This window comes from Chryseobacterium sp. C3 (genome assembly GCF_014218905.1).
GTDB lineage: Bacteria > Bacteroidota > Bacteroidia > Flavobacteriales > Weeksellaceae > Chryseobacterium > Chryseobacterium mucoviscidosis.
Window position 1 is genome coordinate 23,791 of record NZ_JACLCU010000011.1, and the last position, 26,997, is coordinate 50,787.

Here is a 26,997-nt window from a genome sequence, read left to right on the forward strand (position 1 = left end):
CTGAAGAAGGAGGTTTAAATGATTGCATTAAGACTTCCTTCTTCAAGCCTCTAACTTCCAACTCTTAAAAAACCACGAGAAAATCTATAAGCCGGATTTTGTTCTTCCGAAGAAGTGCCTGTTATTTATCTGCGCCTTACATTGCTGCAAAACTTTAGCTGATTACCCCTCGGCTTTCAGAGCGAGCAACTCCTATTTTCATTGCTGAAAAGAACCGATATACTTATCATTGCACCACAAAGAGTTTACCTGGTTTCACTACAGCCGAACTGTACATCCTTTCTGTTGCACTTGTCCTACCCTCGCGGGTGACGGATGTTATCCGCTTTGCTGCTCTACGGTGTCCGGACTTTCCTACCTCCCGTAAAACGGGAAATCAACAAGCCGATTTTCTCGTGGCTGCAAAGATAGATAATTTGAAAATTTGACAATGTGATAATTTGAAAAATTTTAATCTGCAAGAAAATGATTTTGGTTTGATGTTATTCATTCATTTTCAAATTACTTAAATTTTCAAATTCTCAAATTATATCATATCTTCGTGCTACAAAAATTAAACATCCCAATTGGCTTCAAAGGAAAAGGAATTTGCGCAGCTTATTAAGGATAATCAGGGTCTGATTATCAAGGTTTCGCGGCTTTATACCAACTCTTTGGAGGATGAGGAAGATCTTTTTCAGGAAATTGTGTTACAATTGTGGAGAAGTTATGACTCATTTAAAGGAAATTCCAAGATTTCTACGTGGATGTACCGTGTTGCTTTAAATACCGCTATCACCCTTTTCAGAAAAAAAAGCAAAAGTTTACAGACTAATGAACTGGACATTAATCATGCAGATTTTGTGGAAGATGATGATGAAAAACAGCAACAGGTATCACTTTTGTATACAGTAATCAAGACGCTTCCCAATGTGGAAAGAGCAATCGTGATGATGTATCTGGATGATTTGCCTTATAAGGATATTGCAGAAAACCTCGGAATTACCGAAGTAAATGCGCGTGTGAAAATGAACAGATTAAAGAAAACCCTTAAAGAACAGATGGAAAAATATGCCTGAATTTGATTTAGACAGCTTTAAGAAAACATGGCAGGAACAGCCTGTTCAGGAAAAATATGATTATAATGAGATCCTTCAGATGCTCAACAAAAAATCGCGCAATTACGTAAAGTACATTTTCTGGATCAGTGTTTTCGAATTTTTATTCTTTACATTAATAGGGTTATTCTACATCATTCAGGGAAAGGAATCCAACTCTTTCATTAATATTCTTACGAAACTCGGTGTACAGAGAACTTCGGAATTAGAAAATACATTCGATAATATTTATCTGGTCTTAAAAGTTCTGAGCTTAACCATTACTGCATATTTTGTATTTAAATTTTATCAAAATTACAAGGTTATAAAAATTGAGGAAAATCTTAAAAAATTTATCCTTCAGATCATTACATTTAAAAAGACAGTTAACGCCTTTATTTTAATAAATATCGCATTATTAATCACTTTTACCTCTATTTTCACAATCTTTGTTTTTTACATTTTAAATACTCAGAATGTAGAGATTACCAACTCCACCCTTATAGGATTTGTAGCCGGTATCATCATAAGCACTGTTTTTACAGTAATAATGGTGTGGCTGTATTACAGAGTGGTTTATGGAATTATCATTAAAAAACTCGATAAGAATTTAATTCAGTTAAAAGAAATCGATTCGCAGGAAATTTAAACTGAAAAAAGCAGGAATTTAAGATATTATTGTTAATTTTATTTAACCAAATCTTTTATTCTATGCCAATATCTTATGTTCACGGTAGTTCCGACATTCCATTATTAGGTGAAACCATCGGAAGCAATCTTAAACATACCGTTGAAAAATTCCCCAATCAGGAAGCTTTAATCTGCGTACATCAAAATTACCGCGCCACTTATCAGGAATTTTATAATCAGACAACAGCCGTTGCAAAAGCACTGATCTTTCTGGGAGCAAAATCCGGAGACCGCATCGGAATATGGTCTACAAACCGCTACGAATGGGTTCTTTTACAATATGCAACCGCAAGAATCGGGGTTATTTTGGTGAACATAAATCCCGCTTACAGAACCAGCGAGCTGATCTTTGTAATCAATCAGTCTGAAATGTCCCATATTTTTTCATCTCTGGCTTTTAAATCCAGCGATTATAAACAGATGATTGCTGATGCAAGAGAGTTCTGCTCGACTTTAAAATCTGAAATTTTCTTTGATGACAATTGGGAAGAGTTTTTAAATAACGGACAGGAAATTTCGGATGACACACTGCATAGTTTTGAAGAACATGTACAGTTTGATGATCCGGTCAACATTCAGTACACTTCAGGAACGACCGGTTTTCCTAAAGGCGTCACTCTTTCTCATCATAATATTTTAAACAACGGATATTTTATCGGAATTCGATTAAAGTATACCGAAAAAGACAGAGTCTGCATTCCTGTTCCCTTTTATCACTGTTTCGGAATGGTGATCGGAAATATTTGCTGTACCGCTCACGGAGCCTGTATGGTGATTCCGAATGACAGTTTTGATCCTGAAATTACCTTAAAAGTTGTTTCCGATGAAAAATGCACCTCCCTTTACGGAGTTCCGACCATGTTTATTGCTGAATTAGCGGTAAAAAATTTCGAAACTTTTGATTTTTCAAGTTTAAGAACGGGGGTCATGGCTGGTTCCGTTTGTCCGCCAGAAATTATGAAAAAAGTAGAAAGCCTCATGAATATCAAGGAAATGAGCATCTGCTACGGAATGACGGAAACCTCCCCTGTTTCTACGCAAACCCTGATCGGAACTCCATTTGACAAGCAGGTGAATACGGTAGGAACCGTTCAGGATCACCTGGAAATAAAAATCATTGGCGAAAACGGAAAAGTTGTCTCGCGTGGCGAACATGGGGAACTGTGTACAAGAGGTTATTCCGTAATGCTGAAATACTGGAACGATCCTGAAAACACCAAAAAGGTTCTGGATGAAGGAAGATGGATGCATACCGGAGATATGGCAGTAATGGATGATGAAGGCTACATTACGATTTCGGGCAGGATAAAAGACCTGATTATCCGTGGCGGTGAAAATATCTCGCCGAAAGAAATTGAAGACTTTTTGTACACTTATCCCAACATTCTTGATGTTCAGATCATCGGAGTTCCAAGCGAAAAATTTGGAGAAGAAGTGATGGCATGGGTAAAAGTTAGAAAAGGATTCGAAGTAACCGAAGAAGAACTCTTAGAGTATTGTAAAGGCAGGATCGCACATTATAAAGTTCCGAAATACTGGAAGTTTGTAGACGAATTCCCGATGACGATCTCCGGAAAAGTGCGAAAGGTTGAAATGCGTGAAATTTCTGTAAAGGAATTGGGATTAGATAAGGCAAAGATTTAAAGACCTTGTCATTTGTAGCGAAGAATCCACTTTTACGAATGGAGTTTCTTTCAACTTCGTTCGAATCTTTTCAGGCTGTTTCAGAATGAGATACAACTTTATGGATAATTAAAAAAAGCATTTCAGTTTGAAATGCTTTTCTGTTATTTTTAAAGTTCTTTTCTTAATCTTGCTACCGGAATATTAAGCTGTTCCCGATATTTTGCAATTGTTCTTCTCGCAATATTGTATCCCTGCTCTTTTAAGATCACCACCAAAGCGTCGTCTGTTAAAGGCTTTCTCTTATTTTCTTTGCTGATTACTTCCTGAAGATGAGTCTTAATTTCTTTTGTAGAAACTTCCTCTCCGTCATCATTTGTTAAACTATCCGAGAACAGATCTTTAAGGTAAATAATTCCGTTCGGTGTATCTGCATATTTGCTTTTTACCACTCTGGAAATTGTTGAAATATCGAAGCCTGTAATATCGGCAATATCCTTAAGAATCATTGGTCTCAAAGATTTTTCATCTCCCGTAAGGAAATAATCTTTCTGAAACTTCACAATAGCCGTAATGGTTTGCAATAATGTATTCTGACGCTGATTAATGGCATCAATATACCATTTTGCTGCATCCAGTTTTTGTTTGATGAATAAAGCAGCCTGTTTATGTTCAGCAGAATTTTTATCGTGAGAATAAGTGGATAAAATATCTTTATATTCTTCTGAAACTCTCAGCGTAGGTGCATTTTTACTGTTCAGCATCGGGATAACCTGTCCGTCCTTCACCTGAATCACAAAATCCGGAATGATTTCCTGATTGATTGTAATCGTCTGAGTATCGAAATTTCCGCCAACTTTTGGAGATAATTTTGAAATTTCGTCTAAAGCATCTTTCAAATCTTCTTCTTCAATATCGTATTTCTGAATGATTTTGTTGTAATGCTTGTTCGTTAAAGCATCAAACTGATGTCTCAGAATATTGGCAGCCAGAGAAACGGCTTTATCTGAACTTACTTTTTTCTCAATCTGAAGCAAAAGACATTCCTGAAGACCTCTCGCTCCTACTCCGGGCGGATCAAGCTTCTGCACATAATTTTCAAGGATATCTTCTACATTTTCTTTGGTGGTATAAATCCCCTGAGAAAAGGCAAGATCATCCACAATAGATTTTATTTCCCTTCTTAAATATCCGTCTGTATCAAGATTTCCTATAAGATATTCCGCAATCTTCAAATCTTCTTTGTTGATGTTGGCAAGATGAATCTGTTCCAAAAGATAATCGTATAAAGACTGCCCTTCTGTTAAAAGACTTTCATTATCAAATTCTTCGTCGTCCGAAGAATAATTACTGGAAGATGTTTTATAGCTTGGTTCATCATCATAAAGATACTGGTCTACATCAAAATCTGTTTCAATGCTTTCCGTACCTTCTGTTTCATATGAATCTTCCAGAGAAGAATAATCGTCCTCTTTAGATTCTTCTTTTGCGATCTCCAATGCCGGATTTTCTTCTAACTCCCTTTCAAGTTCCTCTTCAAACTCCAATGTATGAAGCTGGATCAACTTCATTAACTGGATTTGCTGGGGAGCCAGCTTTTGTCCTAATTTGAGTTGTAAGTGTTGTTTTAGCATATTACTAGTTGGTGTTTTAACATAACATATTTTACGAATTTAACACTTTTTTTTGAGAAAACTAAATTTTAGCACGATTTTTGCACTCAATATAGTATAATAAGCTATTTAAAATAAACAACAAAAGCCCTGAAGCATGATTTTCAGGGCTTTTTAATTTTTATATATTCAAATTTTCCGGATCTCTTCTGTTATCCCAAAAGGCAAGAATTTCAATAACCTCCTTGTTGAACCGATAATACATTGAAAAATTTTTATCAATCAAAACATATTTCACATCATCAATTTCAGAGGGTGAACCTATATTCGGATTTTCGGCGATAAGTTTTTCTTTTTTCTCAACTTCTGCCATTAATTTTGAAGAATATTTTATCGATTTATTATGTCTGATCCAATATTGAAGCGTATCCAGATAATCTGATTCTGCCTGATGAGACCAGATTACCCTAAACATTTTCTTGCTTTTTCAGCTACAGACTCACTTGATGAGAATTTCCCTTCAGAAATATCTGAAATTCCTTTTAGAATTTTCTCTTTCTGCCAATCCGTAAGATTTTCTTCTTTATTAATCTCAAAATTAATTTTCAGCTCTTTCAAAAGAGCTTTCAGAAGATTGATCTGATTTTCGTTTTCTGTATGTATGGTAATTGTACTCATCATCATTATTTTAGGTAAAGTTAATAAAAAAATCCTTCCGATAAGATCAGAAGGATTTTTCTATATGTTTTTATTAAAAATTAAAACTCAGCGTTTTTCGGAGTTCTCGGGAAAGGAATTACATCTCTGATGTTCGTCATTCCTGTTACGAAAAGAACCAGTCTTTCCAATCCCAGACCAAATCCTGCGTGCGGAACAGAACCAAATTTTCTTGTATCTAAATACCACCACAATTCGTGTTCATCAACATGCATTTCTACCATTTTCTGCTTAAGAACATCCAGTCTGGCTTCTCTTTCAGAACCACCGATGATTTCTCCGATTCCGGGGAAAAGAACGTCCATGGCAGCTACGGTTTTACCGTCTTCATTCAGTTTCATGTAGAACGCTTTGATCTCTTTTGGATAATCAAACAGAACTACCGGACTTTCGAAATGTTTTTCTACCAGATATCTCTCGTGCTCAGACTGAAGATCGGTTCCCCAGTTTTCCACCGGATACTGGAATTTCCCTTTCTTATTTTCTTTTGAGTTCATTAAGATCTCGATAGCTTCCGTATAAGAAACTCTCTTGAAGCGTTTCGCAATTACATTTTCAAGCTTTTCAATAAGACCTTCTTTGGCTCTGTCTTTTTCAGGCTTAGATTTTTGCTCTTCTTCAAAACGTTTGTCTAAGAACTCAAGATCGTCTTTGCAGTGATCCAATACATATTTAATTACATATTTTAAGAAATCTTCCGCCAGATCAATGTTGTCTTCCAGATTATTGAAAGCTACTTCCGGCTCAATCATCCAGAACTCAGCCAAGTGACGGGTTGTGTTAGAATTTTCTGCACGGAAAGTAGGTCCGAAAGTATAAATTCTTCCCAATCCCATCGCTGCAGTTTCTCCTTCAAGCTGTCCGGAAACCGTTAAATTTGTTTTTCTTCCGAAGAAGTCCTGAGAGAAATCGATGTCTCCCTGCTCATCTCTTGGAATATTGTTCAGATCAAAATTCGTTACTCCGAACATTTCTCCGGCTCCTTCTGCATCAGCTCCTGTAATAACCGGTGTGTTGATGTAGAAAAACTGGTTTTGGTTAAAGAAAGAATGTACCGCAAAACTTACCGCATGACGCACTCTGAAAACTGCTCCGAACAAGTTGGTTCTGAATCTCAAATGCGCCTGATCTCTCAAAGTTTCCAATGAGTGTTTTTTAGGCTGAAGAATCGTTTTGTCTCTTTCTTCCGTGAAGTTATCTCCTAAAATGGTAATTTTTTTAGCTAAAATCTCAACAGCCTGTCCAGCTCCCTGACTTTCCACCACTTCTCCTACAATTTTAAGGGAAGAAGCTGTACTGATTTTGCTGATAATCTCTTCGTCGAAATTTTCAAAATCAACAACAATCTGCAAATTATTAATCGTAGAACCATCATTAAGCGCAATGAAGCGATTCGCACGGAACGTTCTTACCCAACCGTAAACCGTAATGTCATGATGTAATACTTTCTTGTAATCCTGTAGGATTTCCTTAATGGTCTGCTTTTTCATTTGTTGATTAAAATTTTTCTGTAAAAATTAATGTCTGCAAAGTTACAAAAAAACAGCGCAATTTGAGGATTACACTGTTTTAATTCAGTTCATTTATCAATTAATTACTCAAAAAATTATGCTTTAAATAAGAATCAATTAAAGAAAATCGATTTTTTTCTCTGTTTTCCTTTCCTAATTTTCCATGCATGATAAGAACTCGGAACATCATATTGCCATTTGGGAAGGATTAAAATAATTAAAATTACATCAATGTGCGAAATAAATCCTAAAATAACGGTAAGATAAAAAGTCCATCCTGCCTGTTGAAATCCAATTAAACAGGTAAAAGCAATCAGCAAACTCAGTCCCCACATTTTCGATAAAAAAGCGTGAGTACAGGTCTCTTTACCGAATTTTAGCCAGCTTATTATATAGCAAAGTGCTTCCATTATGAAAATTAGAGCAACTCCTTTCCATTCGTTTTTTATTAATTCGGCATTTAAAAAGTAAGAAGCAAATCCAAGAGAAAGCCAGAATATCAAATCGGTCTGACTGTCTAAACGTCGCAGTTTTTCGGAAGAGACACCGACTTTTCGTGCGATAATTCCGTCGAAAATATCCGTTAATAAACCAAAATACATTAAGAATAAAATTAAAAACCGAGATTCTACGCCTTTGAAGTAAGCGAGTAAAAGGATAATCGGAGCAAGAATAAACCGTGTAGCAATTAATAAATAAGGTATTGTTTTCATTTCAATTGTTTTTTTAGATTTATAAGACTAAATTAAATCCCAAAGAAAATCTGAAACCTGAAGTAGAAAAATACTTGTAAGGCTCATATTCAATATTATAACCCGATTCAGCAGAAATAAAATGGTAAAAAACTATTCCAAATTTTGGTGATACCGCATATGGAGTAATTCCAGCGCCGGTATACAAATTGGTTATCATACTTTTTTCTTTAAAATCTGCAACTTTGTAAAAATAATCCAGTTCCGGAATAACAATAAATTTTCTTTCCGGTGTATCCCACCAATTGAAATGCCCTCTTAAACTCACATAATTATTTTCATTAAGAGGAATTTTCGGACCAAAAGAAAGAAAAGATTTATCATTCATGATGGTTAATTCGAGACGAGTGCAAATAATTGATCCTATAATTGCCCAGTCTTTTTTGTTGCCGATTTGTGCGTTTACAAAACTGCAAAAAGACAGCGCAATGATTAATACAAAATTTTTCATGATTGCTTATTTTAAAAATTACACCTCAAAACTATACTTGAAAAGCTGTTTCATAAATGCGAAAAAAAATTAAAATAAATCTCTACATTTGTGAAAATCGCAAAAACCATGTATCAGGAACGTTTGCTTAAAGAAATCCGAAAAAAGATTGGCGAAAAATCTCTGAATGACGAAATTGCCAACATTCTCAATATCAGCTACGATGCGGCACACCGAAGAACTTCCCTGAAAGCAAAATTCAGTTTAGAGGAAGCTTTGGAACTGGCAAAATATTTTCAGATTTCTCTGGATCAGTTTCAGACTTCTGACCGGCAGATTATAGTAAGAAAAACAAGTGTTGTTACGGAAACAGAAGATTTAAAATCATTTTTCCAGAACAATCTCAATGTGTTTGAAAACCTTCCTCTTTCAAAAGAAATGACGATCTATTATTCGGCGAAAGACATTCCGTTTTTCTACACGCTTTCAGATTCGATACTTTCTCGTTTTAAAGTATATGTATGGATGAATCTGCTTAATTCCAAACAGGTTTTCATTCCTTTTCTGCAGTTTTCGCCTCCCGATTTTAAACTCGACACAAAAGAACTCAGGAAGAAATATGAGGAACAGAATGTTATTGAGTTATGGAATAACAGCACCATTTCCAGTATCTTGCAGCAAATTTTATTTTATTCTGAAACGGGACACCTGAAACAGAGTGAGGCTCTGATTATTTTAAATGAATTAACGGAACTTATACAGTATATTGAGGAAAAAACAGAAAACAATCTTAAATTTCAATTATATGAAAATGAACTGATGCATCTTTCCAATGACATCTTTTTTCATCATCCTCAACAGTCACTGTTTGCTATTCCAACCAATATGTTTGGTTATATTCTGATTAACGATGAAAAGACATGTACCGAAACCTTGAATTATTTTGAGCATCAGATAAAAAATTCAAAATCGATGAATACTTCGGGAAACCGGGACCGAAAAATATTTTTTAACCGAATGTATAATCAGATTGAGGATTTGAAAAAGAAACTGAATACTAAAATGTAAGCAGTAAAATTATTTGTAAAACTATTCGTCTTTCTTGGAAGGAACAAGAAAAACATCGATAAGACCTTCAGGAAGCTGCATTTTGATGAATCTTTCATCTCTGTTCACTTCTATGATCCAGTCTTTAATAATAGGGATTACCACTTCTTTTCCGTCGAGATTGGTAATAAAGTAAACCTGCGCTGTCTGATCGTTTACGGAACGGATCACACCGCAATCGTTATCATTTTCATCATGGATATTGTATCCGATGATTTCGTGATAATAAAATTGCTTTCCGGTAAGTTTAGGCAATGTAGACAACGGTAAATACACATCTTTTCCCAAAGACTGGTCTACCAAGGCTTCCGAAGAGTTTTTAAAAGCAATGTTGAGCGCATCGTTTTTGCTCCATGCTGACTTTTCAATAAAAAAAGGAACCAATAATCCGTTGATTTCAACGAATATTGATTCCAGTTTATTGTAAAGCTCGGGCTGATCGGTATCCAGTTTAAGGATAACGTTTCCCGCAAGTCCGTGTCTGCGTGTGATTTTTCCTAATAAATAGCAATCTTCTTTACGCATACCGGATTTTTCTTAAGCTTCAGTATTTTCTTCTGTAGATTCAGCAGCAGCTTCTCCTTCTGTAGTTTCTTCAGCAGGTGCATTTGCAGCTTCTTCAGCAGCTTTAGCGTCTGCTTCAGCCTGTGCAGCAGCAGCAACTCTAGCTTCGTTTACTTTAGCTTCAGCTTCTAAAGCAGCTTTTTTAGCATCAGATTTAGCAGTAGCCAAACCGTCCACTTTACCTTGTACTTTAGCTTCTTTAGCTTCTACCCAAGCATTGAATCTTTTTTCAGCTTCAGCCTCATCAAAAGCTCCTTTAGCAACACCACCTTGTAAGTGTTTTTTGTAAAGCGCTCCTTTGTAAGAAAGAATAGCTCTTGCAGTATCAGTTGGCTGAGCACCGTTGTTTAACCACTTTACAGCAGAATCAACGTTCAAATCGATAGTTGCAGGGTTTGTAATTGGGTTGTATGTTCCTAGTTTTTCGATGAATTTACCATCTCTTCTTGCTCTAGAATCTGCAACCACGATGTGGAAAAAAGGTCTTCCTTTAGATCCGTGTCTTTGTAATCTGATTTTTACTGACATAATGTTTGAATTTTACGGGAACTCGTCCCAGTTAAATATTTAAGAGTGCAAAGATAATATTTTTTTTCAAATATTCCACCTAATAATTTTCAATTCTTAAAACTGTTTATATATTTGTGATTAAAGTCTTCGAAATGAATGTCTGTAAAAACATTTATATTTATTTTTTCATCGCCTTTCTTTTCTTTTTCCAGGTTTTTTGTTCCCCATTAAACGTTTATGATGAAGGAATTGTTTTGGTTAATGCCAAAAGATTACTTCAAGGAGAAAGGTATTTAAAAGATTTCTGGACTATTTATCCGAAAGGTCAATACTGGATTTTCGAATCCTGGATGAAAATTTTTGGAGGAAATCTGCTTTCGGTAAGGTGTCTGGAATTTTTAATCGGAATATCATTTGGAAGTTTCTTCTATTTTATTGTCAGAAACCTTATTAAATCTTCGAAAACAGCAGCTTTTTCTTCTCTGATATTTTGCTATTATCTTAATTCCAAATCTGATTTCCTTTTTTTCCCTCCTATTTATAACGCTTTAATCTGTATCAGTATATCATACTTGCTATTTTTCAGCTACTTAGACAAAAGAAAGTCGTACATCCTGTTTTTGTCTTTTTTAGCTCTTCAGGTTACGGCACTATTCAGAATAGATTTTTTCGTATATTCCTTTATTTCTTATATTCTAATTCTTGCTGTATCCATATTTTTTGATAAAGAATTATTCCGGAAAATTTTATTATTCGCCGGAGTTAGCTTATTATTAGCGGCTTGTGCATATTATGCAATATTTACTTCCCAGGAAATCAGTCTATATTTTCAGACTCTCATTGCTGAGCCCGGCTCTCTGATTAAACAATACAGGGTAATTCCAATAAAATCAACATATTACTTATATCCTTTATTATTCGTATTTGCTTTGTCTATTGAATATCGAAAGATAACGGGATCCGAGAAGCAAAAGCCCAATTACAAACTGCTGGTCGTAATTTTTAGTGGATTTTTATTTTTAAATCAGCTGTTTAACAGAGCCGATACGATACATTCTTTGCCTGTATTATTTTTTGGATGCATCATAGGAATTTACTATATCCGTTCATTCTTTAAAAATTTACGTTTTACTCTACCAGAATGGATAAAATATACAACAGCTGTAATCCTTCTTTTTGTTTCTGTTAAAAAAATATATCGGCATAATACAAGGGATTATAACACCGTAAATCTTTTTACAATGCCTTATTTAAAAAGTGATAAAGATTTAACAGATGTTATCTTTTTTATTCAGAACAATGTAAAAAAGCAAGATTACCTTTATATTGGTGTTGACAATCATGATCAGTTTTTGATTAATCACCTGATTTTATACTATTTTTCTCCAGGAAAAATTGCAACAAAATACAGTGAACTGCACCCCGGAATTGCCAATACTAAAAAAGGACAGCAGACAATAGTTGACGAACTTACCAAGAATAAACCTAAGTTTATCATTACAAGTGACGAAAAATCTACAGAGCCAAACAAAAGCAGTAAAGATATGGGACTTAATATTATAGACCGTTATATCGGGGAAAATTACCGCTCATATCCTTACCATAAATCTCATTATAAGATTTTCATTATCAAATAAAATTAGATCACTCCCATATACAGAAACCCTAAACACTTCTGGTTTTCTTCAATGGTTAAAGATTCTTTCAGATGGTCTACAATTTTCGGAGAACTCCAGTAACATCCGATATTATTTGCAGTACAGGTAAGATACATATTCTGAACCGCCATGGAAACCGCTGCGATTTCTTCCCATTCCGGAACCATTCCGCTGAAATTGACAACAATGGAAACTACGGTATCTGCTTTATTGATTTTAAAACCAATATCGTTGTATTTTTTTTCTAAAAAAAGTGTTTCGGGTTGGGTAGATTTGTAAATCGACTGCATTTCTAAAGCCAGTTTTGCTTTTTCTTCCCCTCTGAATATTTTGAAACGCCAAGGTTTTGTACGTTTATGATTGGGAGCTAAAGTTGCCGAATGTAAAATTTCGTCAAGAATTTCCTGTGAAATTTCTGTATCTGAATAATCTTTTGGAAATATGCTTCTTCTTTGCTCTATGATTTCTTTTAAAACTTCTGCTTTATTCATGAGGGCAAAATTACGAAAAAGTTGATGGCTGACTGTTGATAGCTGATAGTTTTTAATTATTGATAAGTTAGATTATCCGTTTATTTTAAAAGTTTATTTGTCGTTCTTACGAATATTCAACGTTAATATCACCAAAGCAGAATCTTCAGTCAGCTAAGATCCATTCAAAATGACAGCAGTGTTTAGTTTGAAAAATTCATCATTCATCATTCATCATTCATCATTTATAAATATTAAAGTACCTCAACAATTTTCTGATGAATTTTATTCAGAGTAAATTCATCGCCGGGTTTCATGCCCATCATTTTTTTTGCCATTGGACTTTCGGATGAAATAGCGTAAAAGCGATCTCCTTCGAAGAAAAACTCACCTAAAGAAACCGAAATATAAAATCTTGCTTTATTGGTAATGACTAAGGAACCCAACTGAACTCTTTCGGTGGAATTGTTCAGGACTTTAGCCATATTTCTTTTTAAATCGTTTAACGCTCCCAACTGACGCTGCATCTGGTAAATTTCTTCCTGCATTTCTTCTCTCATGCTGTCATATTTCGGAGTTTTTTTGATGTCGCGACTTGCTTCTAATGTAAATTCTATGAAGTTTTTTAATTTTTCGATCTTTTCGGCAATCACGTTTTTTACATAATTTCTTATGTTGTTTTTCTCAAATACGGTCTTCTCCATACATCAAATCTTTATATAAAGATAATATTTTTTCAATAATTCTTATTCGGCTTAACATAAAATAACAATTCCAAATATGGTGCTGAAATTTTAAAATAATTTCTACATTTGTTTTTTTAACGAATAAAAACTAAAAATACCATGTTTAAAGCACCATTTTCTTTTGATGGGAGAATAAGACGTATAGAATATATTTTATCTTATGTAGTATATGCAATTGCCGCATTTGTTTTGATAATTATTGACGAAATAACACAATCTTTTGCAGATCCTTATCTTTTATTAATTTGCTTTATTCCGCTACTTTGGTTTATAATCGCACAACGTACCAAAAGATGTCATGATTTGGGAACCAGTGGCTGGTTTCAGATTATTCCCTTCTATTCCCTTTGGATGTTGTTTGGAAACAGCGACCATGGTCCGAATGAATACGGTCCCAACCCGAAAGGTGAAGGAAATTACAATTCTATCAATGAAATAGGTCAAAAAGAATATTAAGAATAAAGCCTTGTGAAAAATTTCACAAGGCTTTATTTTATTTTGATTTAAAAAATCTTTATTTCTCTACTAATTTCTTCAGATTATTCAGACCTTCTTCGTAGGATTTTCCCATTTGGTAATCCATCATTGGGCGCATTATTTTCATCATCGGATCCTGCTCTGTATCAATCGTCCAGGTTACTTTCGTTCCGTTTCCTTCTGGAGACAACGTGATTTCTGAGGTTGCCTGTCCTGCAAACGGTCTTTCAAAAATCATTTCTGTTTTCTGCTTTTGGTCTGTAACCAACTCTTTTATTTCCTGACAACCTGCTCCTGCATCATCATTTTTGCTGTCCCAACAATATTTATCTCCAACCTGTCCTTCGTTTCCGGAATAAACAATTTTCATATTCGGATCCAGCTTCATCCACGGATTCCACTGATTAAAGGCTTTCATGGAACTGATCTGTTTCCAGACTTTCTCTTTCGGAGCATTCATCACCATCGATTTTTCGTAATGATAGTTTTTGCCGAATGCCACCATTGCGATTAAAGCATAAACAACAATTAATAGTAAAATGATACCAAGAATTTTTAAAAATTTTTTCATCGTTATTAAAATTTAGGGTTATAATTTTTATGATAAGGACACTTCAATTTGCTGTCAAAATTAATCAATCTGGCTTCATCTTAACTTTCCATATGACAAGATTATACAATGGTGTCAAATTTTGTCACAACTTCCTTTCAGGCATCATTTTTGAGCTTTTTCGCTGTCGGTTCCGGAGAATCATTAAATTTACAACAATTAAAAATCAGAATATGAATATTTTAACAGAAAAATTTACCACACCATATCATTCAGCTCCTTTCGATCAGATTAAAACTGAAGATTATCTTCCGGCTTTTAAAGAATTAATTAAAAAATCCGAAGAAGAGATCGATGCGATCACCAATAATTCTGCAGAACCAACCTTTGAAAATGTAATTGAAGCATTGGCTTATTCCGGCGAACAGCTTGATGTGGTTTCGAATATATTTTTCAATTTAAATTCGGCAGAAACCAGCGATGAAATCCAAAAGATCGCACAGGAAGTTTCTCCGATTTTAACAGAATATTCTTCAAAAATTTCTCAAAACGAAGCCCTTTTCAGTAAAATTAAAAAAGTGTACGATGAAAAAGAGAAATATAACCTCAACGAAGAGCAGGAAATGCTTCTGGATGAAACGTACAAAGGTTTTGTGAGAAGCGGTGCTTTATTAAATGAAGAAGACAAAGAGAAATTAAAGAAAATCAGCATGGATTTGTCTTTAAAATCGCTTCAGTTCGGGCAGAATGTGTTGGCTTCGACGAATAATTATTTTAAACATATCACCAATAAAGAAGATCTTGCGGGAATTCCGGAAGCTATTCTGGAACAATATGCAGAAGAAGCCAAAGAAAGAAATCTGGAAGGATGGGTGGTAACGCTGCAATATCCAAGTTATATTCCGTTCATGACGTATGCTGAAAACCGTGAGCTTAGAAAGGAAATTGCTTTGGCAAACGGCAAAAAGTCTTTCGACGGCGGAGAATTTGATAATCAGAATTTAATTAAAGAATTGCTGAATTTAAAACAGCAAAAAGCTGAATTGTTAGGCTATAAAAACTACGCAGATTATGTTCTGGAGGAAAGAATGGCAAAATCTCCGACAAAAGTTATCGATTTTCTGAACGAACTTTTAACCAAAGCAAAACCTTATGCCGATAAAGAAATTGAAGAGTTGAAATCTTTGGCAAAAGCAGACGGAATTGAGGAAATGCAAGGTTATGACCACGCTTTTTATGCTGAAAAACTTCGCAAAGCAAAATATGATCTTAATGATGAAGAATTAAAGCCTTATTTTCCTTTAAATCAGGTTCAGGATGCCGTTTTCGGATTGGCAAAACAACTTTTCGGATTAACTTTTGAGGAAAGAAACGATATTCCGAAATATCATGAAGAGGTAAAGGTTTATGAGGTATTTGAAACAGGGAGCGGGAAGATGGAAGATGGAAGCAACCATTCTGAAAAAACTTTCAAAGCGCTGCTTTATGTAGATTATTTCCCTCGAAAAGGCAAAAGAGCGGGAGCCTGGATGACGAGCTATAAAAATCAATACAAAAAAGACGGCGAAAATTCCCGTCCGCATATTTCTATCGTTTGCAATTTCAGCAAACCGACGAAGGATACTCCAAGTTTACTCACGTTTCAGGAAGTAACAACTTTGTTCCATGAATTTGGTCACGCCCTTCACGGAATGCTTGCCGATACGCAATACACTACTCTTTCCGGAACTTCCGTAAAATGGGATTTCGTGGAGCTGCCTTCTCAATTCCTTGAAAATTTCTGCTACGAACCGGAATTCTTAAAAACGTTCGCAAAACATTACAAAACAGGAGAAGTTTTGCCGGATGAAAAAATTGAGAAAATAGCACAGTCAAAAAACTTTATGGAGGGTTACCAGACATTGAGACAGCTTGGTTTCGGATTACTGGATATGAATTATCATACGAAAGTTGAAGAACTGGAGAATAAGAGTGTGAAGGAGTTTGAGGATGAATATACAAAAGCAACACAGTTATATCCTTCAAATCCTGAAACGGCGATGAGTCCGAGTTTTTCACATATTTTTCAGGGTGGATATTCTGCGGGATATTATTCTTATAAATGGGCAGAAGTTCTGGATGCAGATGCGTTTCAATATTTCAAGGAAAACGGAATTTTCAATGCTGAAATTGCTGCAAAATATAAAGTTCTTCTTTCTTCCGGCGGCACAAAAGATCCAATGGAACTGTACAAGAATTTCAGAGGAAGCGAACCGAAAGTGGAGAGTTTGCTGAAGAGAGCGTTTGGATAAAAACATTTATAAAACCATTAAGTTATTGAGCTTAATGGTTTTATTTTAAAAATCCGTGATGAAATTTTCAGCGATTCTTTAATTATAATCTGAAATACAAAGCTTTATATTCAGAGCTAAATATTTAAGTAAGGCAAAGTGAGGCAGATTTCATCTGCTATGAAGCGCACGTTTCATCATCCGCACATAACGGAAATATGCTTGTTATCTTTCATCTTAAAAATTGTTTTTACTTTGCATAGAATTAAAATTTATATTTGAGAATCCGCTTTAAACCAATTCGAAATTAAAACCATGGAATTAATTAAAGACATTGTCTGTCAGGTTTATTTTGACGGAAAATCAACCGAAAAAATTTTTGAACTGTTAAATCTTTATCTACCTAAATACGAACCATTGAATTTAGATTATACTTCCAGAATAGATAGCGAAGAAGGCTTTAGCAGCAATAAAGAAATGATCGATTATTTTGTAAGTACAGATCATATTGACCAGACATTTTACTGGAATCAATACACTGACAATCCTGATAGAATTTTGTTTGGCGTCAATATAACTGATGATAATAAAACTGTCTTCAGTTTAACTATTGACGGAACAATTACCTTAGCTGAAATTTATTTAAATGATTTGAAACAAAGGCTGAATTCTGATATTGGAGTTATTACTTTTTTTAATCCTGCAGAGTATGAGAATGGGCTTGATTTTAAAATGAAGTATGAATAATTTTCACAGTTTATTATTAGATTTGAAATAAAAAGTGACAATGTATAATATCAAAGATCTTTACAAAACCTTAGAAGAACGACGACGTCCGGAAGATGTTGCGGAAATGATTGTTGAACTTATGAAAGATCAACTTTCAACTCATGAAAATCAAATTCTGGAAAAAGCAGCGAAAGGATCTCTGAATAGAAATCTGTATGGTTATACTTCAATGTTGGAAAGTTTTGGAATTGCAGTTGGTGCAGAAGTTCAAATTAATAAAGCGATAGAAATTTTTAAGATTGAAACTCAAAAAACTGACAAATATGGTAGTAAGACAGAAGATATTGAAGATTTTTTAAATAAGACTTCTCCCCTCATTTTTAAATCTGTTGGTCAGAATAATTTTAAGACAGACAGACTGAACAAGATTCAAAGAAAAGAAATTGGTCTGGATATTTCTAAAAGAAATTACAATAAAAAATGGCGTCTCCTAAAAAGAATCGAAAAGAAATTAAAAACACTAATTCAGGAAACTAAAAAGCTTGAATTTCAAAAAATTTCAAAACACGGACTAGGTCACACGATAAATTTTGAGGATTTTCAATCTGATCTAAATACTGCCTGTTTTATCGCCTATTATAATGCACGCTGCAATATGAGAAGTGTATTTACCAATCAAAGTCAGGAAAGACCATTTGATGAAATTTGCGAAGTTTTATTCGGGAGATGTAAAGAAAATCCTGAAAATACAAATTGGTGGGCAATTTCTCATATTTACACAAGCGATATAACTTTAAATTATTTAAATGATGAACAAAAAGGAAAACTTTTGGGAAAATGGACATCTATTATTCAGGAAATCTCCGGTTTTTTAGAAGTTCTATGGAATAATAACGATATCAATCGCCAGACAATGGCTGTAAAACGTGGAAATGATTCTACAACCTGGAACAATACCGCCGGAGCATGGAATAAAGCGAGAGACAATTGGATGAATATCATCTATGCAATGGGAATGGATTTTATCCTTGAAGACATTTGCTTTGGAAAAGTCATGAGATTAATGGCTGCAGATGTTGTTGCGTGGCATTATGCAACAGGCAGTAAGATTGATCCTAATACAGAGGTTTGGAATAAGATCCCTCTACCTTGGGAAGTTTTTCAGGGAAAAGCATTTTGCAATAAAAAATTAATTACAGATATTTGCAGAGAAGCAGGAATAGATCCGGAAAAATCAGGATGGATCGCACCAAGAGAACATTCTGTTGCGGAATTTAAACCGACACCCGAACTTGTACACGGTGTAACGGTTTCAAATCCATTTATGGCAACGATTCTAAGAAAGAACAAATTTTTCTCAGGAAAAAATAAATAAAGACAGGTTAATTCAGTGGTAGAATATCCGGCTCTTCTTCCGGATTGACGTAGGTTCGAGCCCTACATCTGTCTTGGTATCTGATATAGCTCAGCGGCAGAGTACCCGGCTCTTCACCCGGGAGGACACAGGTTCGAGCCCTGTTATCAGAACAAAAATTATATTCAATGAATCCTTTACTGTGTTTAAAGGGTCTACCCTTTTAAAGAACACATTTTAATCGCCTTAGTGTATTCTTAATGAAAATAAAATTTACACTTTTCGTCGCCCTGTTATTTTCTTTCGCTTTACAATCCCAAAGAAGAAATGATTTTCCGTATTCTGATAAAATCCCGAATTGTGACATGATTAAAAATGGAACTTTTTCAAGGTACAAAAAAGGTAACTCTGGTTTTAAAGTTAAATTTTCTGACAATAAAATGACAGAAATCTATGGGAAAAATACCGTTACGATAGAAAGTAATATAAAAATGCTGAGTAAATGTAAATTTAAAGCGGAAATAAAAAATATAAAAACAAAATATAAAATGCCGGACAGCTTATTTTATGTTGGTAAGAAAACGGAATATGAAGTGGTAGAAACAGGAAAAAACTATATTATTTATGATTATCGGTGCAATGAAGGCAAAAACATTTGTTCGGAAATTTTAGAAAAAAAAATAAAAATCATGAATAACATAAACACAAGACTCCAAAACGTAAAAAAACTCCAGGCAAAAAGATGGGAAAATGAAGATCATTGGGATGCAATTAACGATCTTTTAATCAAAGAACTGGATGAAATTTTAGCGCTTGAACCGGAAAATACTTCCGCTTTAATTAATACCGGTGCGATCTATTCTGATATGGGAGAAGACGAGCAGGCTTTAAAATATCTTCATAAAGCGTTGAATTTGGGTTCGGCGGATAAAAATCTGTTCGTCAATCTTGCAATTGTGATGACTTATATGGGAAAGCATCCTGAAGAATATCATGAATTTTTGGAAATTGCGGAAGACAAAACAGAAGATCCGCTTACTTTTAAAGCTCATTTTGATCCTCAGTCCCGTTGATAATTTTATCTAAAAAATAATGATTTGGTTTACTATTCAATTCCCAATTTTTCTGTAATTTCAGCATTTTTAAAAAACATAAATAATAACCATCTCCTATGAAGAAAACAATTATTTCAGCATTTTTTATTATCATTTTTTCAGCTCTTAAAGCACAGATTCCGACTGTAAAACCTTCGACTGTAGGTCTGGAGAAAAATTATCAAAACTTCAGCTCAAAAAAAGAAACGGTTGTTCAAAAAGAAATCATAAAACTTGGGGATTTTAAAGACCTTTATTTTCAGAAAATTGTTCTTAAAGATTTGTCGGATGATTCTACGCTGAGTGTTTTGGGCATCATGACACTTTCCGAAACTTTCGACAATATTTCCAGAAAAACCATTACTCTGGAAAAAGATGAAGTCGAAAAACTCATCAATGCGCTTGAAAAAATTCAGCAGAACTCATCTTCCAAACCTGAAAACGACACCAAATACAAATACACCACCAAAAGCAATATTGAAACAGGAAGCAACTACCATGCAGATGTAAAAACATGGGAATATTATCTGAAATTGCCTGCTACATTCTACAGCCAGAATGAAATACAGTTTTCCCAAAACGGACTTGCCGAACTGATAAAATTCCTTAAAACGGCACATCAGAAACTTTAAAAACAAAAACAAGATAACTATGTTTACTTTCCTTAAAAGAAAAAAGCCTGACGTTACTATCAATTCTATTTTTATCCCAACTTTCGGCTGGGAAATCGTTGAACAAAATGATGCTCAGATCGTCTGGGTAAATCCCGAACAAAGCGCCTTGATTTCTCTGTACTTTTTCAACATTCCGCCAGATTTACCGACTGTTAAAAATATTGACGAATTAAGAAATTTTCACAGGCACTCAGTTTCTGCTTCCGGTGGAGGCATTGTTGAGGTATCAATATTTAACCTTCATAATATTCCGAGTGTAAAGACTATTTTTAAAATCCCTCAACCTGAACAAGGTATGAGCTATCTTGCATCCGTTACTATTCCTTTTGAAAACTGCAGTTTTGTAATTAAAACCCAAGCTGTTGAAGTCGGAACAACAGGGATGAGAGATAATCTGGTACTAAACAGATTTCTCCAAAACGGCGAAGTTACATTCGATGATAATGGATTGAAAAACTGGTTTGAAGATCCCTACGATCCTTCCTTTAAAGAGGGCGCTCTTATGAATAAATCCGAAACAGAGGAGTATGACAATGATTTTCCCCATCATCCGCTTTCCATAGTTCGCAACATGATTAAAAAAGCCATCGAAGAAGTGATTTTAAAGGATGAACTAAAACGGCTGACTGCTTTCAGTAAATAATAAAATTAAATTTAAAAATCATCGGCAGAGTGTATGAAATAATACCACTCTGCTTTTTTATGTGAAATTTTTCACTACCTTAGTTATGAAATTTGCTGAAAAATAAGGCAATACATAAGATTATGGCAGAAAAACTTTATTTCATCAAAACCAATCCTGTTGCCGCAAAGATCAATCTGTACAACAAACTCTGCCGCGAAGAAGACACTGCGCTTCAGTTTTTAAAAAAAGATCAGAAAACAAGTTTAGAGCTTATTAAAAAGAAAGTTCAGGAGAATGCAGAAAGTCTCGGTAAAGAAGAAGTGGAAGATATTTTCAATTGGTTTGCATCAAAATACAGCTCCGATCCGGAAGAGATGAAGACTCAGCTTTTCGTACACGGATTTGATATTTTTTATGAAATAACAGATTCTTTACAAGTTGAAAATTTTAACCAAATTCTTTCAGATTATGAAAAATATTCAATGCAACATTTAGGGTACAAATGCAAAGCGGAAGATTTCAACCGTTTTCTGATCTATGGAATATTTTTTACAGGATTAGTACATCAGAAAAATGAAAATTACCTGTCGGATTATTTACAATTAAATCATAAAGATCTGTATTCTTTGGCAGAACAGAAATTTCAGATAAAAAATAAAGATTTTTCCCACGAAAACAACTTTACTGACTTTGAAAAACTATATGACTGCACCAAATTTTATAAAGGTTTTATCGTGAAACTTTAAAAACTCTTAATAATTTGAATGAGAAATAACCAAAAAATAATACAATCGGATGAATTGGATATGCTTTTAATCCTTCTTCCTTCCGGATGGAGTGAATTTCTGCTTTACATTCATGGAAGAAAGTTTAATTATTTAATCACCCATGCTTTTAATAATCTCTTTTCTGAAATCATGTATGCCGTTCTGGATTTGATACAAGACAAACAGGAAACTGAATTTATCTGGTATAACAAACCGGGAGGATGCAAATTTGAAATAAAAAGAATAAAGGAAAAACAGCACAAAGCAATCGTTTCTTTATATGATTTTGAAGAATCTTACGGAGGGCAGTTGAATTTTAAACTGGAAACACAGTTCGAAGTTAAAATAAAACAATTTGTTTTGCTTTGTTACCTTCAACTGAAAAAGACTTATTTACTGCTTAATGATAAAGAATTTTCAGACAAAAGAAGCGGTGCCTTTCTTTTACAGAATTTCCATGACTTTGAAAGAAAAGTCGAAGATTTTCTGAAGAAAAAACAAATGATCTTTTAATAAAATTCTATATTTGCATTCATGAAGCACTTAAACAACATATTGCGTCTTCCTTTTTTCAGCAATTATTATTACCCGGATAACCGTTCGGGAAGACTTCTATAACCATATTCAGCAGAAATTTAATCTAAAAATATCATAGAACCCGGACAGTTTTGTTCGGGTTTTTTCATGCTTAAAAATTAAAAAAATGATCAGAAAATTAAAAGAAAATGTAGAAATTATTCTTCCTGAAAACGGACTGGAAGAAAAAATTCAGCAAGCCGAAAAAGAAAACAGAAAATTAATCATCAAACTGGGTTTTGATCCCACTGCTCCGGATCTGCATCTTGGACATGCAGTTGTTTTGAAAAAACTGAAACAATTTCAGGATCTGGGACATCAAATTGTAATCATTGTCGGAAGTTTTACCGCAAGAATCGGCGATCCTACAGGAAAAAACAAGGCGAGAAAACCTTTAACCGCTGAAGAAGTTCATCATAATGCGGAAACGTACATCAGTCAGCTCTCAAAAGTTATTGATATGGAAAAAACAAAAATTGTCTTTAATTCGGAATGGCTGGATGCGCTGAATTTTTCGGAAGTGATCCAACTGATGTCGAAAGTGACGGTTGCCCAACTGATGCACAGAAATGATTTCAATAAAAGGTTTTCAGAAAATACACCTATTTCAATGCATGAACTGGTGTACCCTATTTTGCAGGGTTTTGATTCTGTACAAATTGAATGTGACATTGAAATGGGCGGAACCGACCAGCTTTTCAACTGTACGATGGGACGACAATTACAGGAAAGTCACGGAAAATCTCCGCAGATTGTGATGTGTATGCCTTTGCTGAAAGGTTTGGACGGAAAAGAAAAAATGAGCAAATCCCTGAATAACATCATCGGATTAACCGACGAGCCGAATGAAATGTTCGGGAAAACGATGTCGATTCCAGATTCTTTAATTGATGAATTTATTGAGCTTACCACTGATTTTTCTCCAGAAGAGAAGAAAAGTTTAAAGCAAAATATCGTAAACGGTGAAAATCCAATGAATATTAAAAAGCTGATCGCAAAAAATATCATCACACAATATCATAACGCAGAATCGGCTGAAAACGCCGAGTTATTTTTCATGAACCAGTTTCAGAATAAGAATTTTGAAGAAAAAGTTTTTGAACCTGTCTTCATGGATTCGCTTCATCATATTCAGTATAAAATGACTTTAACAGAACTATGTCATCAACTGAAAAGTAACGAAAGCAAATCTTTCATCCGAAGACTGATTGAAAACGGTGGAATTCAGATCAACAATATAAAAATAACTGATCCGAATGAAGAAATTAAATTAGAGAAAGGAATAAAAATTAAGATCGGAAAAAGAAGTTTTTTTGAACTTTTGTAGATATTTAATTTCCGAAGGCAATTTTCTATATATTCGTTTCTTTAAAATTTAAAATACAATTGCATGAGTTATATTATGGTCGATATAGAATCAGACGGACCGATTCCGGGCGATTTTTCAATGATCTGTTTTGGAGCCGTTTTAGTGGATGAAAATCTGGAAACCATCTTTTACGGAAAACTGAAACCTATTTCAGAGAAATTCAATCCGGATGCATTGGCAGTTTCCGGTTTCACGCGGGAAGAAACAATGGATTTTGATGATCCCGAAGAAGTGATGCTGAAATTTGAAGAATGGATTAAAGAAAATTCTAAAGGAAGACCTGTTTTCATTAGTGATAACAACGGCTTCGACTGGATGTTTATCTGTTGGTATTTTCATCATTTCATCGGGAGAAATCCATTCGGTTTTTCCTCCAGAAGACTTGCGGATCTGTATTGCGGACTGGAAAAAGACACTTTTGCCCAGTGGAAACATTTACGAAAAACAGAACACACCCATCATCCGGTTGATGATGCACGAGGAAATGCAGAAGTTTTGCTGTATATGAAAAAGGAAATGGGACTGAAAATCGGATTGAAATAAAAAAGTATGCATTTCCAGCATACTTTTTTACTTATAGGTGTAAGGAACAAGAACCTCAATAAAATTATCCGTCTGGTGCGGTTCTCCGATGGCGCGAAATTTCCAGTCGCCGTTGTGGCGGTAAACTTCTGCAAAAACCATAGAACACATTCCGTTCATACCTGCATCGCCGGAAAGACTGAATTTTGTAATTTCTCTTCCTCTTGCATCTACCGCGCGGATAAATGCATTTTCTATCATTCCGAAATGCTGCCTGTTAAACAATCCCTGATAAATTGAAACCACGAAAACGATTTTCTGATAACGTTCATCCAACTGATCCAGCAATACGATAATCTGTTCGTCGTCACCATCTCCGGCTCCGGTTCTGTTATCTCCGGTGAGCCATATTTTTCCGCTCGGATGCCGCATCGCATTAAAGTAGATAACATCACTTTTATACAAAGCAATCTCTCTCCCGTTTCTTCCGGGAACCGTCATTCCGAGATCCGCCACTTTTCCGTTTTTATCCAGAAGAAAAGCGATGGCATCAAGATCATATTCCGGACCGTCGCTGATCCCGAACAGACGGTTGAAAAAATTTCCGGATCTTCGAACATCCCAACCCAGACCTATGGTTACAGAGGAAAGATCATACGCATCTTCTCCATGTTCATTTTTGCGGAGGTTAATCGTCTGACCTTTTTGTAAGTTGATTGCCATATCTATTTAATGATTTGTCCTTTGTAATATTTTTCAAGGAAAAAGCCCAGATCTGCTCTGTAGCCGATTCCTGAAGCTTCAAACTTCCAGCTTCCGCCACGTTTGTATAGTCTTCCGAATTCTATTCCTGTTTCGATGGAGAAGTCTTCGTCCAGTTCATATTTGGCAATTTCCATATTCGTGTTATTGTCAACAATTCTGATGTAGGAATTTCTCACCTGCCCGAAATTCTGCTTTCTCCTTTCAAAATCTTCGATGGTAACGACAAAAAGAATTTCCTGCACTCTTTCATCTACTTTTTCAAGATCAATAATGATGGATTCATCATCATCTCCGTCGCTGTTTTTTCCGCTCGGATCATCACCTGTGTGCGTGAGTGCGCCATCGGGCGAACTCAGGTTATTATAAAAAACAAAATATTCTTCACTCACCAGTTTTCGTTCCGCATCGATCATAATTGCGGAGGCATCAAGGTCAAAATCATATCCCATTCCTTCATTCGGATCCCATCCAAGACCGATGGTCATTTTTGTAAATCCAAGATCAATTCTTTGCCCTTTCTGTAAATTAATTGCCATAATAATGCTATGTGTTTTATGTATTGTTTATCGAAGTTATGGCGGTTTTAGGAAATTTCCAAAATATTTTGTGACAAAAAATTATGTAAATTGCAAAACATAAAATTTTGAAATTCAGCAAAATGAAAAGCAAAAAAATCCGATCACCAAGACCGGATTTTATATTTTCAAAAGATTTAATTAAAAGATAAATTATTCTGCAAATTCTTTTTCTGCAACAATTTTATTTCTAGCTTTTGCCAGCATCGGAATTGAGATTAATCCCATGACCAACATGATGCAGATCTGCAAAGGCAGTGAAATGAAAGAATACGTTAATCCGATTTCTCCTCCAAGCTCACCGCTTTTCCCCATGGATATAAATAAAGCCATAAAACCGTACTTCATTGCAAGATTAAAAGCTCCGATTCCTCCACTTGCGGGGATAATCATCCCAAATGTTCCTACAACAAGAATTAAAAATCCGTCATCAAAAGTAAAGTCTGAAGTTTCCGGCAACGCAAAACAGACCAAATAGGCGGCAAAATAATAGGAAACCCAGATTCCTAAAGTATAAAGAATGAATTTTCCTTTTTGCTTTAATTTGAATACAGATGTTAAACCGTCGAGTATTCCGTCTATAAATTTGATAATCTTATCTAAAACAGGAACACTGGCGAGTCTTTTTTTGAACATAAAAAATAAAACCGCACCGAGCAATAAAACTCCTATGATGAAAAAGATTTTATTCGGATTGAAATCGGCTCCCGAACTTTCATAAACCGATGAAATAACATCTCCTTTAAAGATCAAAGTCAACCCTAAAAAGCAAAGCATACACATTAAGTCCACTACTCTTTCCAGAATAATGGTTCCGAAAGACTGGTCTACCGGAATTCTGTCCACTCCGTACAAAGCAGTTGCTCTTGCGACTTCCCCACTTCTTGGGATGGTAAGATTCATAAGATATCCAAAAGAAATCGACCATAGAGAATTGGAGTTTGAAATTTGGTGTCCCATTGGTTCCAGCATCAGATTCCAGCGGATTGCTCTGAACCAGTATGCTGCAATTCCAAAACAGGCAGCAAATAAAACCCACCAGTAATTTGCTTTTGCTAAAGATTTTTGGATCACTTTAAAATCTAAACCTTTTAGGGCAAACCATAAAAAAAAGCCTGCAAAAGCAAGCGAGATCACTATTGTAAGAATGGATTTCAGAGGATTTTTTGATTTTTTCTCCATC

30 protein-coding genes, 2 tRNA genes and 1 other RNA gene are annotated in these 26,997 nt (G+C 34.8%); 18 read left to right on the forward strand and 15 right to left on the reverse strand.

What is annotated here, in order from left to right; all coding sequences use genetic code 11:
- Positions 1–71: 71 nt before the first annotated feature.
- Positions 72–396: RNase P RNA component class A (rnpB, locus tag H6W53_RS19750), an RNA gene on the reverse strand.
- 170 nt (positions 397–566) lie between these two features.
- Between rnpB and H6W53_RS19755 the strand changes: the two genes are divergently transcribed.
- From H6W53_RS19755 to H6W53_RS19765, 3 genes are all read left to right on the forward strand, one after another.
- Positions 567–1,058 carry an RNA polymerase sigma factor gene (locus tag H6W53_RS19755; protein WP_076396001.1) on the forward strand — a complete coding sequence of 164 codons (492 nt, stop codon included), beginning with the start codon at positions 567–569 and terminating at the stop codon, positions 1,056–1,058.
- Entirely contained in the window at positions 1,051–1,725 is a 675-nt protein-coding gene (locus H6W53_RS19760) for a beta-carotene 15,15'-monooxygenase (RefSeq protein ID WP_185209178.1), read from the forward strand. Before H6W53_RS19755 ends, H6W53_RS19760 begins: the two co-directional genes overlap by 8 nt.
- A 62-nt stretch (positions 1,726–1,787) precedes the next feature.
- Positions 1,788–3,410, forward strand: a complete 1,623-nt coding sequence (locus tag H6W53_RS19765; protein WP_185209180.1) for an AMP-binding protein — start codon at positions 1,788–1,790, stop codon at positions 3,408–3,410.
- Between the two features lie 149 nt (positions 3,411–3,559).
- On the opposite strand, the gene rpoN is transcribed toward H6W53_RS19765, so the two are convergent.
- The 6 genes from rpoN to H6W53_RS19795 all read right to left on the reverse strand — a co-directional run bounded on the left by rpoN (position 3,560) and on the right by H6W53_RS19795 (position 8,433).
- The gene (rpoN, locus tag H6W53_RS19770; protein WP_087705908.1) at positions 3,560–5,023 is read right to left on the reverse strand and encodes an RNA polymerase factor sigma-54; all 1,464 of its coding nucleotides are present in this window, start codon (positions 5,021–5,023) and stop codon (positions 3,560–3,562) included.
- Between the two features lie 160 nt (positions 5,024–5,183).
- Positions 5,184–5,477, reverse strand: a complete 294-nt coding sequence (locus tag H6W53_RS19775; protein ID WP_185209182.1) for a type II toxin-antitoxin system RelE/ParE family toxin — start codon at positions 5,475–5,477, stop codon at positions 5,184–5,186.
- A complete protein-coding gene (locus H6W53_RS19780; protein ID WP_185209184.1) occupies positions 5,465–5,686 on the reverse strand; it encodes a DUF2683 family protein in 222 nt (73 codons plus the stop codon). The genes H6W53_RS19775 and H6W53_RS19780 overlap by 13 nt, the downstream gene beginning before the upstream one ends.
- 74 nt (positions 5,687–5,760) lie before the next feature.
- A complete protein-coding gene (gene asnS, locus H6W53_RS19785) occupies positions 5,761–7,209 on the reverse strand; it encodes an asparagine--tRNA ligase (RefSeq protein WP_185209186.1) in 1,449 nt (482 codons plus the stop codon).
- A gap of 134 nt (positions 7,210–7,343) precedes the next feature.
- The gene (locus H6W53_RS19790; RefSeq protein WP_185209188.1) at positions 7,344–7,943 is read right to left on the reverse strand and encodes a CDP-alcohol phosphatidyltransferase family protein; all 600 of its coding nucleotides are present in this window, start codon (positions 7,941–7,943) and stop codon (positions 7,344–7,346) included.
- A 19-nt stretch (positions 7,944–7,962) separates the two neighbouring features.
- Positions 7,963–8,433 (reverse strand): hypothetical protein, encoded by a 471-nt coding sequence (locus H6W53_RS19795; protein ID WP_185209191.1) that lies wholly within the window; start codon positions 8,431–8,433, stop codon positions 7,963–7,965.
- Between the two features lie 90 nt (positions 8,434–8,523).
- Here H6W53_RS19795 and H6W53_RS19800 point away from each other — a divergent pair, with 90 nt between their 5' ends.
- Complete coding sequence (locus H6W53_RS19800; RefSeq protein WP_317169760.1) at positions 8,524–9,480, forward strand: XRE family transcriptional regulator; 957 nt, start codon at positions 8,524–8,526, stop codon at positions 9,478–9,480.
- A 21-nt stretch (positions 9,481–9,501) separates the two neighbouring features.
- On the opposite strand, the gene rimM is transcribed toward H6W53_RS19800, so the two are convergent.
- Entirely contained in the window at positions 9,502–10,044 is a 543-nt protein-coding gene (gene rimM / locus H6W53_RS19805; RefSeq protein ID WP_185209193.1) for a ribosome maturation factor RimM, read from the reverse strand.
- A gap of 12 nt (positions 10,045–10,056) precedes the next feature.
- On the reverse strand, positions 10,057–10,611 hold the full coding sequence (locus H6W53_RS19810) for a 30S ribosomal protein S16 (RefSeq protein ID WP_087705922.1): 555 nt from the start codon (positions 10,609–10,611) through the stop codon (positions 10,057–10,059).
- A 1,223-nt stretch (positions 10,612–11,834) separates the two neighbouring features.
- Between H6W53_RS19810 and H6W53_RS19815 the strand changes: the two genes are divergently transcribed.
- Positions 11,835–12,230, forward strand: a complete 396-nt coding sequence (locus H6W53_RS19815) for a hypothetical protein (RefSeq protein ID WP_185209195.1) — start codon at positions 11,835–11,837, stop codon at positions 12,228–12,230.
- 2 nt (positions 12,231–12,232) lie between these two features.
- Here H6W53_RS19815 and H6W53_RS19820 read toward each other — a convergent pair whose 3' ends face one another.
- Together H6W53_RS19820 and H6W53_RS19825 are read right to left on the reverse strand one after the other, a co-directional pair.
- Complete coding sequence (locus H6W53_RS19820; RefSeq protein WP_076396039.1) at positions 12,233–12,742, reverse strand: nitroreductase; 510 nt, start codon at positions 12,740–12,742, stop codon at positions 12,233–12,235.
- Between the two features lie 233 nt (positions 12,743–12,975).
- Complete coding sequence (locus tag H6W53_RS19825; RefSeq protein ID WP_185209198.1) at positions 12,976–13,425, reverse strand: hypothetical protein; 450 nt, start codon at positions 13,423–13,425, stop codon at positions 12,976–12,978.
- A gap of 141 nt (positions 13,426–13,566) precedes the next feature.
- Between H6W53_RS19825 and H6W53_RS19830 the strand changes: the two genes are divergently transcribed.
- Positions 13,567–13,923 carry a DUF805 domain-containing protein gene (locus H6W53_RS19830; protein WP_185209200.1) on the forward strand — a complete coding sequence of 119 codons (357 nt, stop codon included), beginning with the start codon at positions 13,567–13,569 and terminating at the stop codon, positions 13,921–13,923.
- A gap of 58 nt (positions 13,924–13,981) precedes the next feature.
- On the opposite strand, the gene H6W53_RS19835 is transcribed toward H6W53_RS19830, so the two are convergent.
- The gene (locus H6W53_RS19835) at positions 13,982–14,515 is read right to left on the reverse strand and encodes an SRPBCC family protein (protein ID WP_228457843.1); all 534 of its coding nucleotides are present in this window, start codon (positions 14,513–14,515) and stop codon (positions 13,982–13,984) included.
- A 212-nt stretch (positions 14,516–14,727) separates the two neighbouring features.
- Between H6W53_RS19835 and H6W53_RS19840 the strand changes: the two genes are divergently transcribed.
- The 12 genes from H6W53_RS19840 to H6W53_RS19895 all read left to right on the forward strand — a co-directional run bounded on the left by H6W53_RS19840 (position 14,728) and on the right by H6W53_RS19895 (position 24,495).
- Positions 14,728–16,785, forward strand: a complete 2,058-nt coding sequence (locus H6W53_RS19840; RefSeq protein WP_185209202.1) for a M3 family metallopeptidase — start codon at positions 14,728–14,730, stop codon at positions 16,783–16,785.
- Between the two features lie 294 nt (positions 16,786–17,079).
- Complete coding sequence (locus tag H6W53_RS19845) at positions 17,080–17,511, forward strand: hypothetical protein (RefSeq protein WP_185209204.1); 432 nt, start codon at positions 17,080–17,082, stop codon at positions 17,509–17,511.
- Between the two features lie 40 nt (positions 17,512–17,551).
- Entirely contained in the window at positions 17,552–18,868 is a 1,317-nt protein-coding gene (locus tag H6W53_RS19850) for a hypothetical protein (protein WP_185209207.1), read from the forward strand.
- Position 18,869: 1 nt separating this feature from the next.
- Positions 18,870–18,942: transfer RNA gene (locus H6W53_RS19855), tRNA-OTHER, on the forward strand.
- Between the two features lie 5 nt (positions 18,943–18,947).
- Positions 18,948–19,020: transfer RNA gene (locus H6W53_RS19860), tRNA-Lys, on the forward strand.
- Between the two features lie 267 nt (positions 19,021–19,287).
- A complete protein-coding gene (locus H6W53_RS19865) occupies positions 19,288–19,920 on the forward strand; it encodes a tetratricopeptide repeat protein (RefSeq protein WP_185209210.1) in 633 nt (210 codons plus the stop codon).
- Positions 19,921–20,018: 98 nt separating this feature from the next.
- Positions 20,019–20,573: a hypothetical protein gene (locus H6W53_RS19870; RefSeq protein ID WP_185209212.1), complete on the forward strand. Its 555-nt coding sequence runs from the start codon at positions 20,019–20,021 to the stop codon at positions 20,571–20,573.
- 19 nt (positions 20,574–20,592) lie between these two features.
- The gene (locus H6W53_RS19875; RefSeq protein ID WP_185209214.1) at positions 20,593–21,258 is read left to right on the forward strand and encodes a hypothetical protein; all 666 of its coding nucleotides are present in this window, start codon (positions 20,593–20,595) and stop codon (positions 21,256–21,258) included.
- Between the two features lie 122 nt (positions 21,259–21,380).
- Positions 21,381–21,986, forward strand: coding sequence for a hypothetical protein (locus H6W53_RS19880; RefSeq protein WP_185209216.1), 606 nt, complete (start codon positions 21,381–21,383; stop codon positions 21,984–21,986).
- Positions 21,987–22,004: 18 nt separating this feature from the next.
- Entirely contained in the window at positions 22,005–22,520 is a 516-nt protein-coding gene (locus tag H6W53_RS19885; RefSeq protein WP_185209218.1) for a hypothetical protein, read from the forward strand.
- 190 nt (positions 22,521–22,710) lie between these two features.
- A complete protein-coding gene (gene tyrS, locus H6W53_RS19890) occupies positions 22,711–23,910 on the forward strand; it encodes a tyrosine--tRNA ligase (protein WP_185209220.1) in 1,200 nt (399 codons plus the stop codon).
- A gap of 63 nt (positions 23,911–23,973) precedes the next feature.
- Positions 23,974–24,495 (forward strand): 3'-5' exoribonuclease domain-containing protein, encoded by a 522-nt coding sequence (locus H6W53_RS19895; protein ID WP_185209222.1) that lies wholly within the window; start codon positions 23,974–23,976, stop codon positions 24,493–24,495.
- 27 nt (positions 24,496–24,522) lie between these two features.
- On the opposite strand, the gene H6W53_RS19900 is transcribed toward H6W53_RS19895, so the two are convergent.
- The 3 genes from H6W53_RS19900 to H6W53_RS19910 all read right to left on the reverse strand — a co-directional run bounded on the left by H6W53_RS19900 (position 24,523) and on the right by H6W53_RS19910 (position 26,996).
- Entirely contained in the window at positions 24,523–25,197 is a 675-nt protein-coding gene (locus H6W53_RS19900; RefSeq protein ID WP_185209224.1) for a TerD family protein, read from the reverse strand.
- Positions 25,198–25,199: 2 nt separating this feature from the next.
- Positions 25,200–25,775, reverse strand: a complete 576-nt coding sequence (locus H6W53_RS19905) for a TerD family protein (protein ID WP_076396075.1) — start codon at positions 25,773–25,775, stop codon at positions 25,200–25,202.
- 192 nt (positions 25,776–25,967) lie between these two features.
- A complete protein-coding gene (locus H6W53_RS19910; RefSeq protein WP_185209226.1) occupies positions 25,968–26,996 on the reverse strand; it encodes a lysylphosphatidylglycerol synthase transmembrane domain-containing protein in 1,029 nt (342 codons plus the stop codon).
- Between the last annotated feature and the right edge of the window lies 1 nt (position 26,997).

Bases quoted from the DNA above. Each gene is read 5' to 3' on its own strand.
- H6W53_RS19780 (WP_185209184.1), bottom strand. From the start codon at position 5,686: ATGATGATGAGTACAATTACCATACATACAGAAAACGAAAATCAGATC.
- asnS (WP_185209186.1), bottom strand. From the start codon at position 7,209: ATGAAAAAGCAGACCATTAAGGAAATCCTACAGGATTACAAGAAAGTA.
- H6W53_RS19875 (WP_185209214.1), top strand. From the start codon at position 20,593: ATGTTTACTTTCCTTAAAAGAAAAAAGCCTGACGTTACTATCAATTCT.
- H6W53_RS19775 (WP_185209182.1), bottom strand. From the start codon at position 5,477: ATGTTTAGGGTAATCTGGTCTCATCAGGCAGAATCAGATTATCTGGAT.
- H6W53_RS19825 (WP_185209198.1), bottom strand. From the start codon at position 13,425: ATGGAGAAGACCGTATTTGAGAAAAACAACATAAGAAATTATGTAAAA.
- H6W53_RS19850 (WP_185209207.1), top strand. From the start codon at position 17,552: ATGTATAATATCAAAGATCTTTACAAAACCTTAGAAGAACGACGACGT.
- H6W53_RS19885 (WP_185209218.1), top strand. From the start codon at position 22,005: ATGAGAAATAACCAAAAAATAATACAATCGGATGAATTGGATATGCTT.
- H6W53_RS19815 (WP_185209195.1), top strand. From the start codon at position 11,835: ATGCCTTATTTAAAAAGTGATAAAGATTTAACAGATGTTATCTTTTTT.
- H6W53_RS19820 (WP_076396039.1), bottom strand. From the start codon at position 12,742: ATGAATAAAGCAGAAGTTTTAAAAGAAATCATAGAGCAAAGAAGAAGC.
- H6W53_RS19790 (WP_185209188.1), bottom strand. From the start codon at position 7,943: ATGAAAACAATACCTTATTTATTAATTGCTACACGGTTTATTCTTGCT.
- tyrS (WP_185209220.1), top strand. From the start codon at position 22,711: ATGATCAGAAAATTAAAAGAAAATGTAGAAATTATTCTTCCTGAAAAC.
- H6W53_RS19765 (WP_185209180.1), top strand. From the start codon at position 1,788: ATGCCAATATCTTATGTTCACGGTAGTTCCGACATTCCATTATTAGGT.
- H6W53_RS19835 (WP_228457843.1), bottom strand. From the start codon at position 14,515: ATGAAAAAATTTTTAAAAATTCTTGGTATCATTTTACTATTAATTGTT.
- rimM (WP_185209193.1), bottom strand. From the start codon at position 10,044: ATGCGTAAAGAAGATTGCTATTTATTAGGAAAAATCACACGCAGACAC.
- H6W53_RS19845 (WP_185209204.1), top strand. From the start codon at position 17,080: ATGGAATTAATTAAAGACATTGTCTGTCAGGTTTATTTTGACGGAAAA.
- H6W53_RS19900 (WP_185209224.1), bottom strand. From the start codon at position 25,197: ATGGCAATCAACTTACAAAAAGGTCAGACGATTAACCTCCGCAAAAAT.
- H6W53_RS19905 (WP_076396075.1), bottom strand. From the start codon at position 25,775: ATGGCAATTAATTTACAGAAAGGGCAAAGAATTGATCTTGGATTTACA.
- H6W53_RS19760 (WP_185209178.1), top strand. From the start codon at position 1,051: ATGCCTGAATTTGATTTAGACAGCTTTAAGAAAACATGGCAGGAACAG.
- H6W53_RS19830 (WP_185209200.1), top strand. From the start codon at position 13,567: ATGTTTAAAGCACCATTTTCTTTTGATGGGAGAATAAGACGTATAGAA.
- H6W53_RS19795 (WP_185209191.1), bottom strand. From the start codon at position 8,433: ATGAAAAATTTTGTATTAATCATTGCGCTGTCTTTTTGCAGTTTTGTA.
- H6W53_RS19865 (WP_185209210.1), top strand. From the start codon at position 19,288: ATGACAGAAATCTATGGGAAAAATACCGTTACGATAGAAAGTAATATA.
- H6W53_RS19840 (WP_185209202.1), top strand. From the start codon at position 14,728: ATGAATATTTTAACAGAAAAATTTACCACACCATATCATTCAGCTCCT.
- H6W53_RS19910 (WP_185209226.1), bottom strand. From the start codon at position 26,996: ATGGAGAAAAAATCAAAAAATCCTCTGAAATCCATTCTTACAATAGTG.
- H6W53_RS19880 (WP_185209216.1), top strand. From the start codon at position 21,381: ATGGCAGAAAAACTTTATTTCATCAAAACCAATCCTGTTGCCGCAAAG.
- H6W53_RS19870 (WP_185209212.1), top strand. From the start codon at position 20,019: ATGAAGAAAACAATTATTTCAGCATTTTTTATTATCATTTTTTCAGCT.
- H6W53_RS19895 (WP_185209222.1), top strand. From the start codon at position 23,974: ATGAGTTATATTATGGTCGATATAGAATCAGACGGACCGATTCCGGGC.
- H6W53_RS19810 (WP_087705922.1), bottom strand. From the start codon at position 10,611: ATGTCAGTAAAAATCAGATTACAAAGACACGGATCTAAAGGAAGACCT.
- rpoN (WP_087705908.1), bottom strand. From the start codon at position 5,023: ATGCTAAAACAACACTTACAACTCAAATTAGGACAAAAGCTGGCTCCC.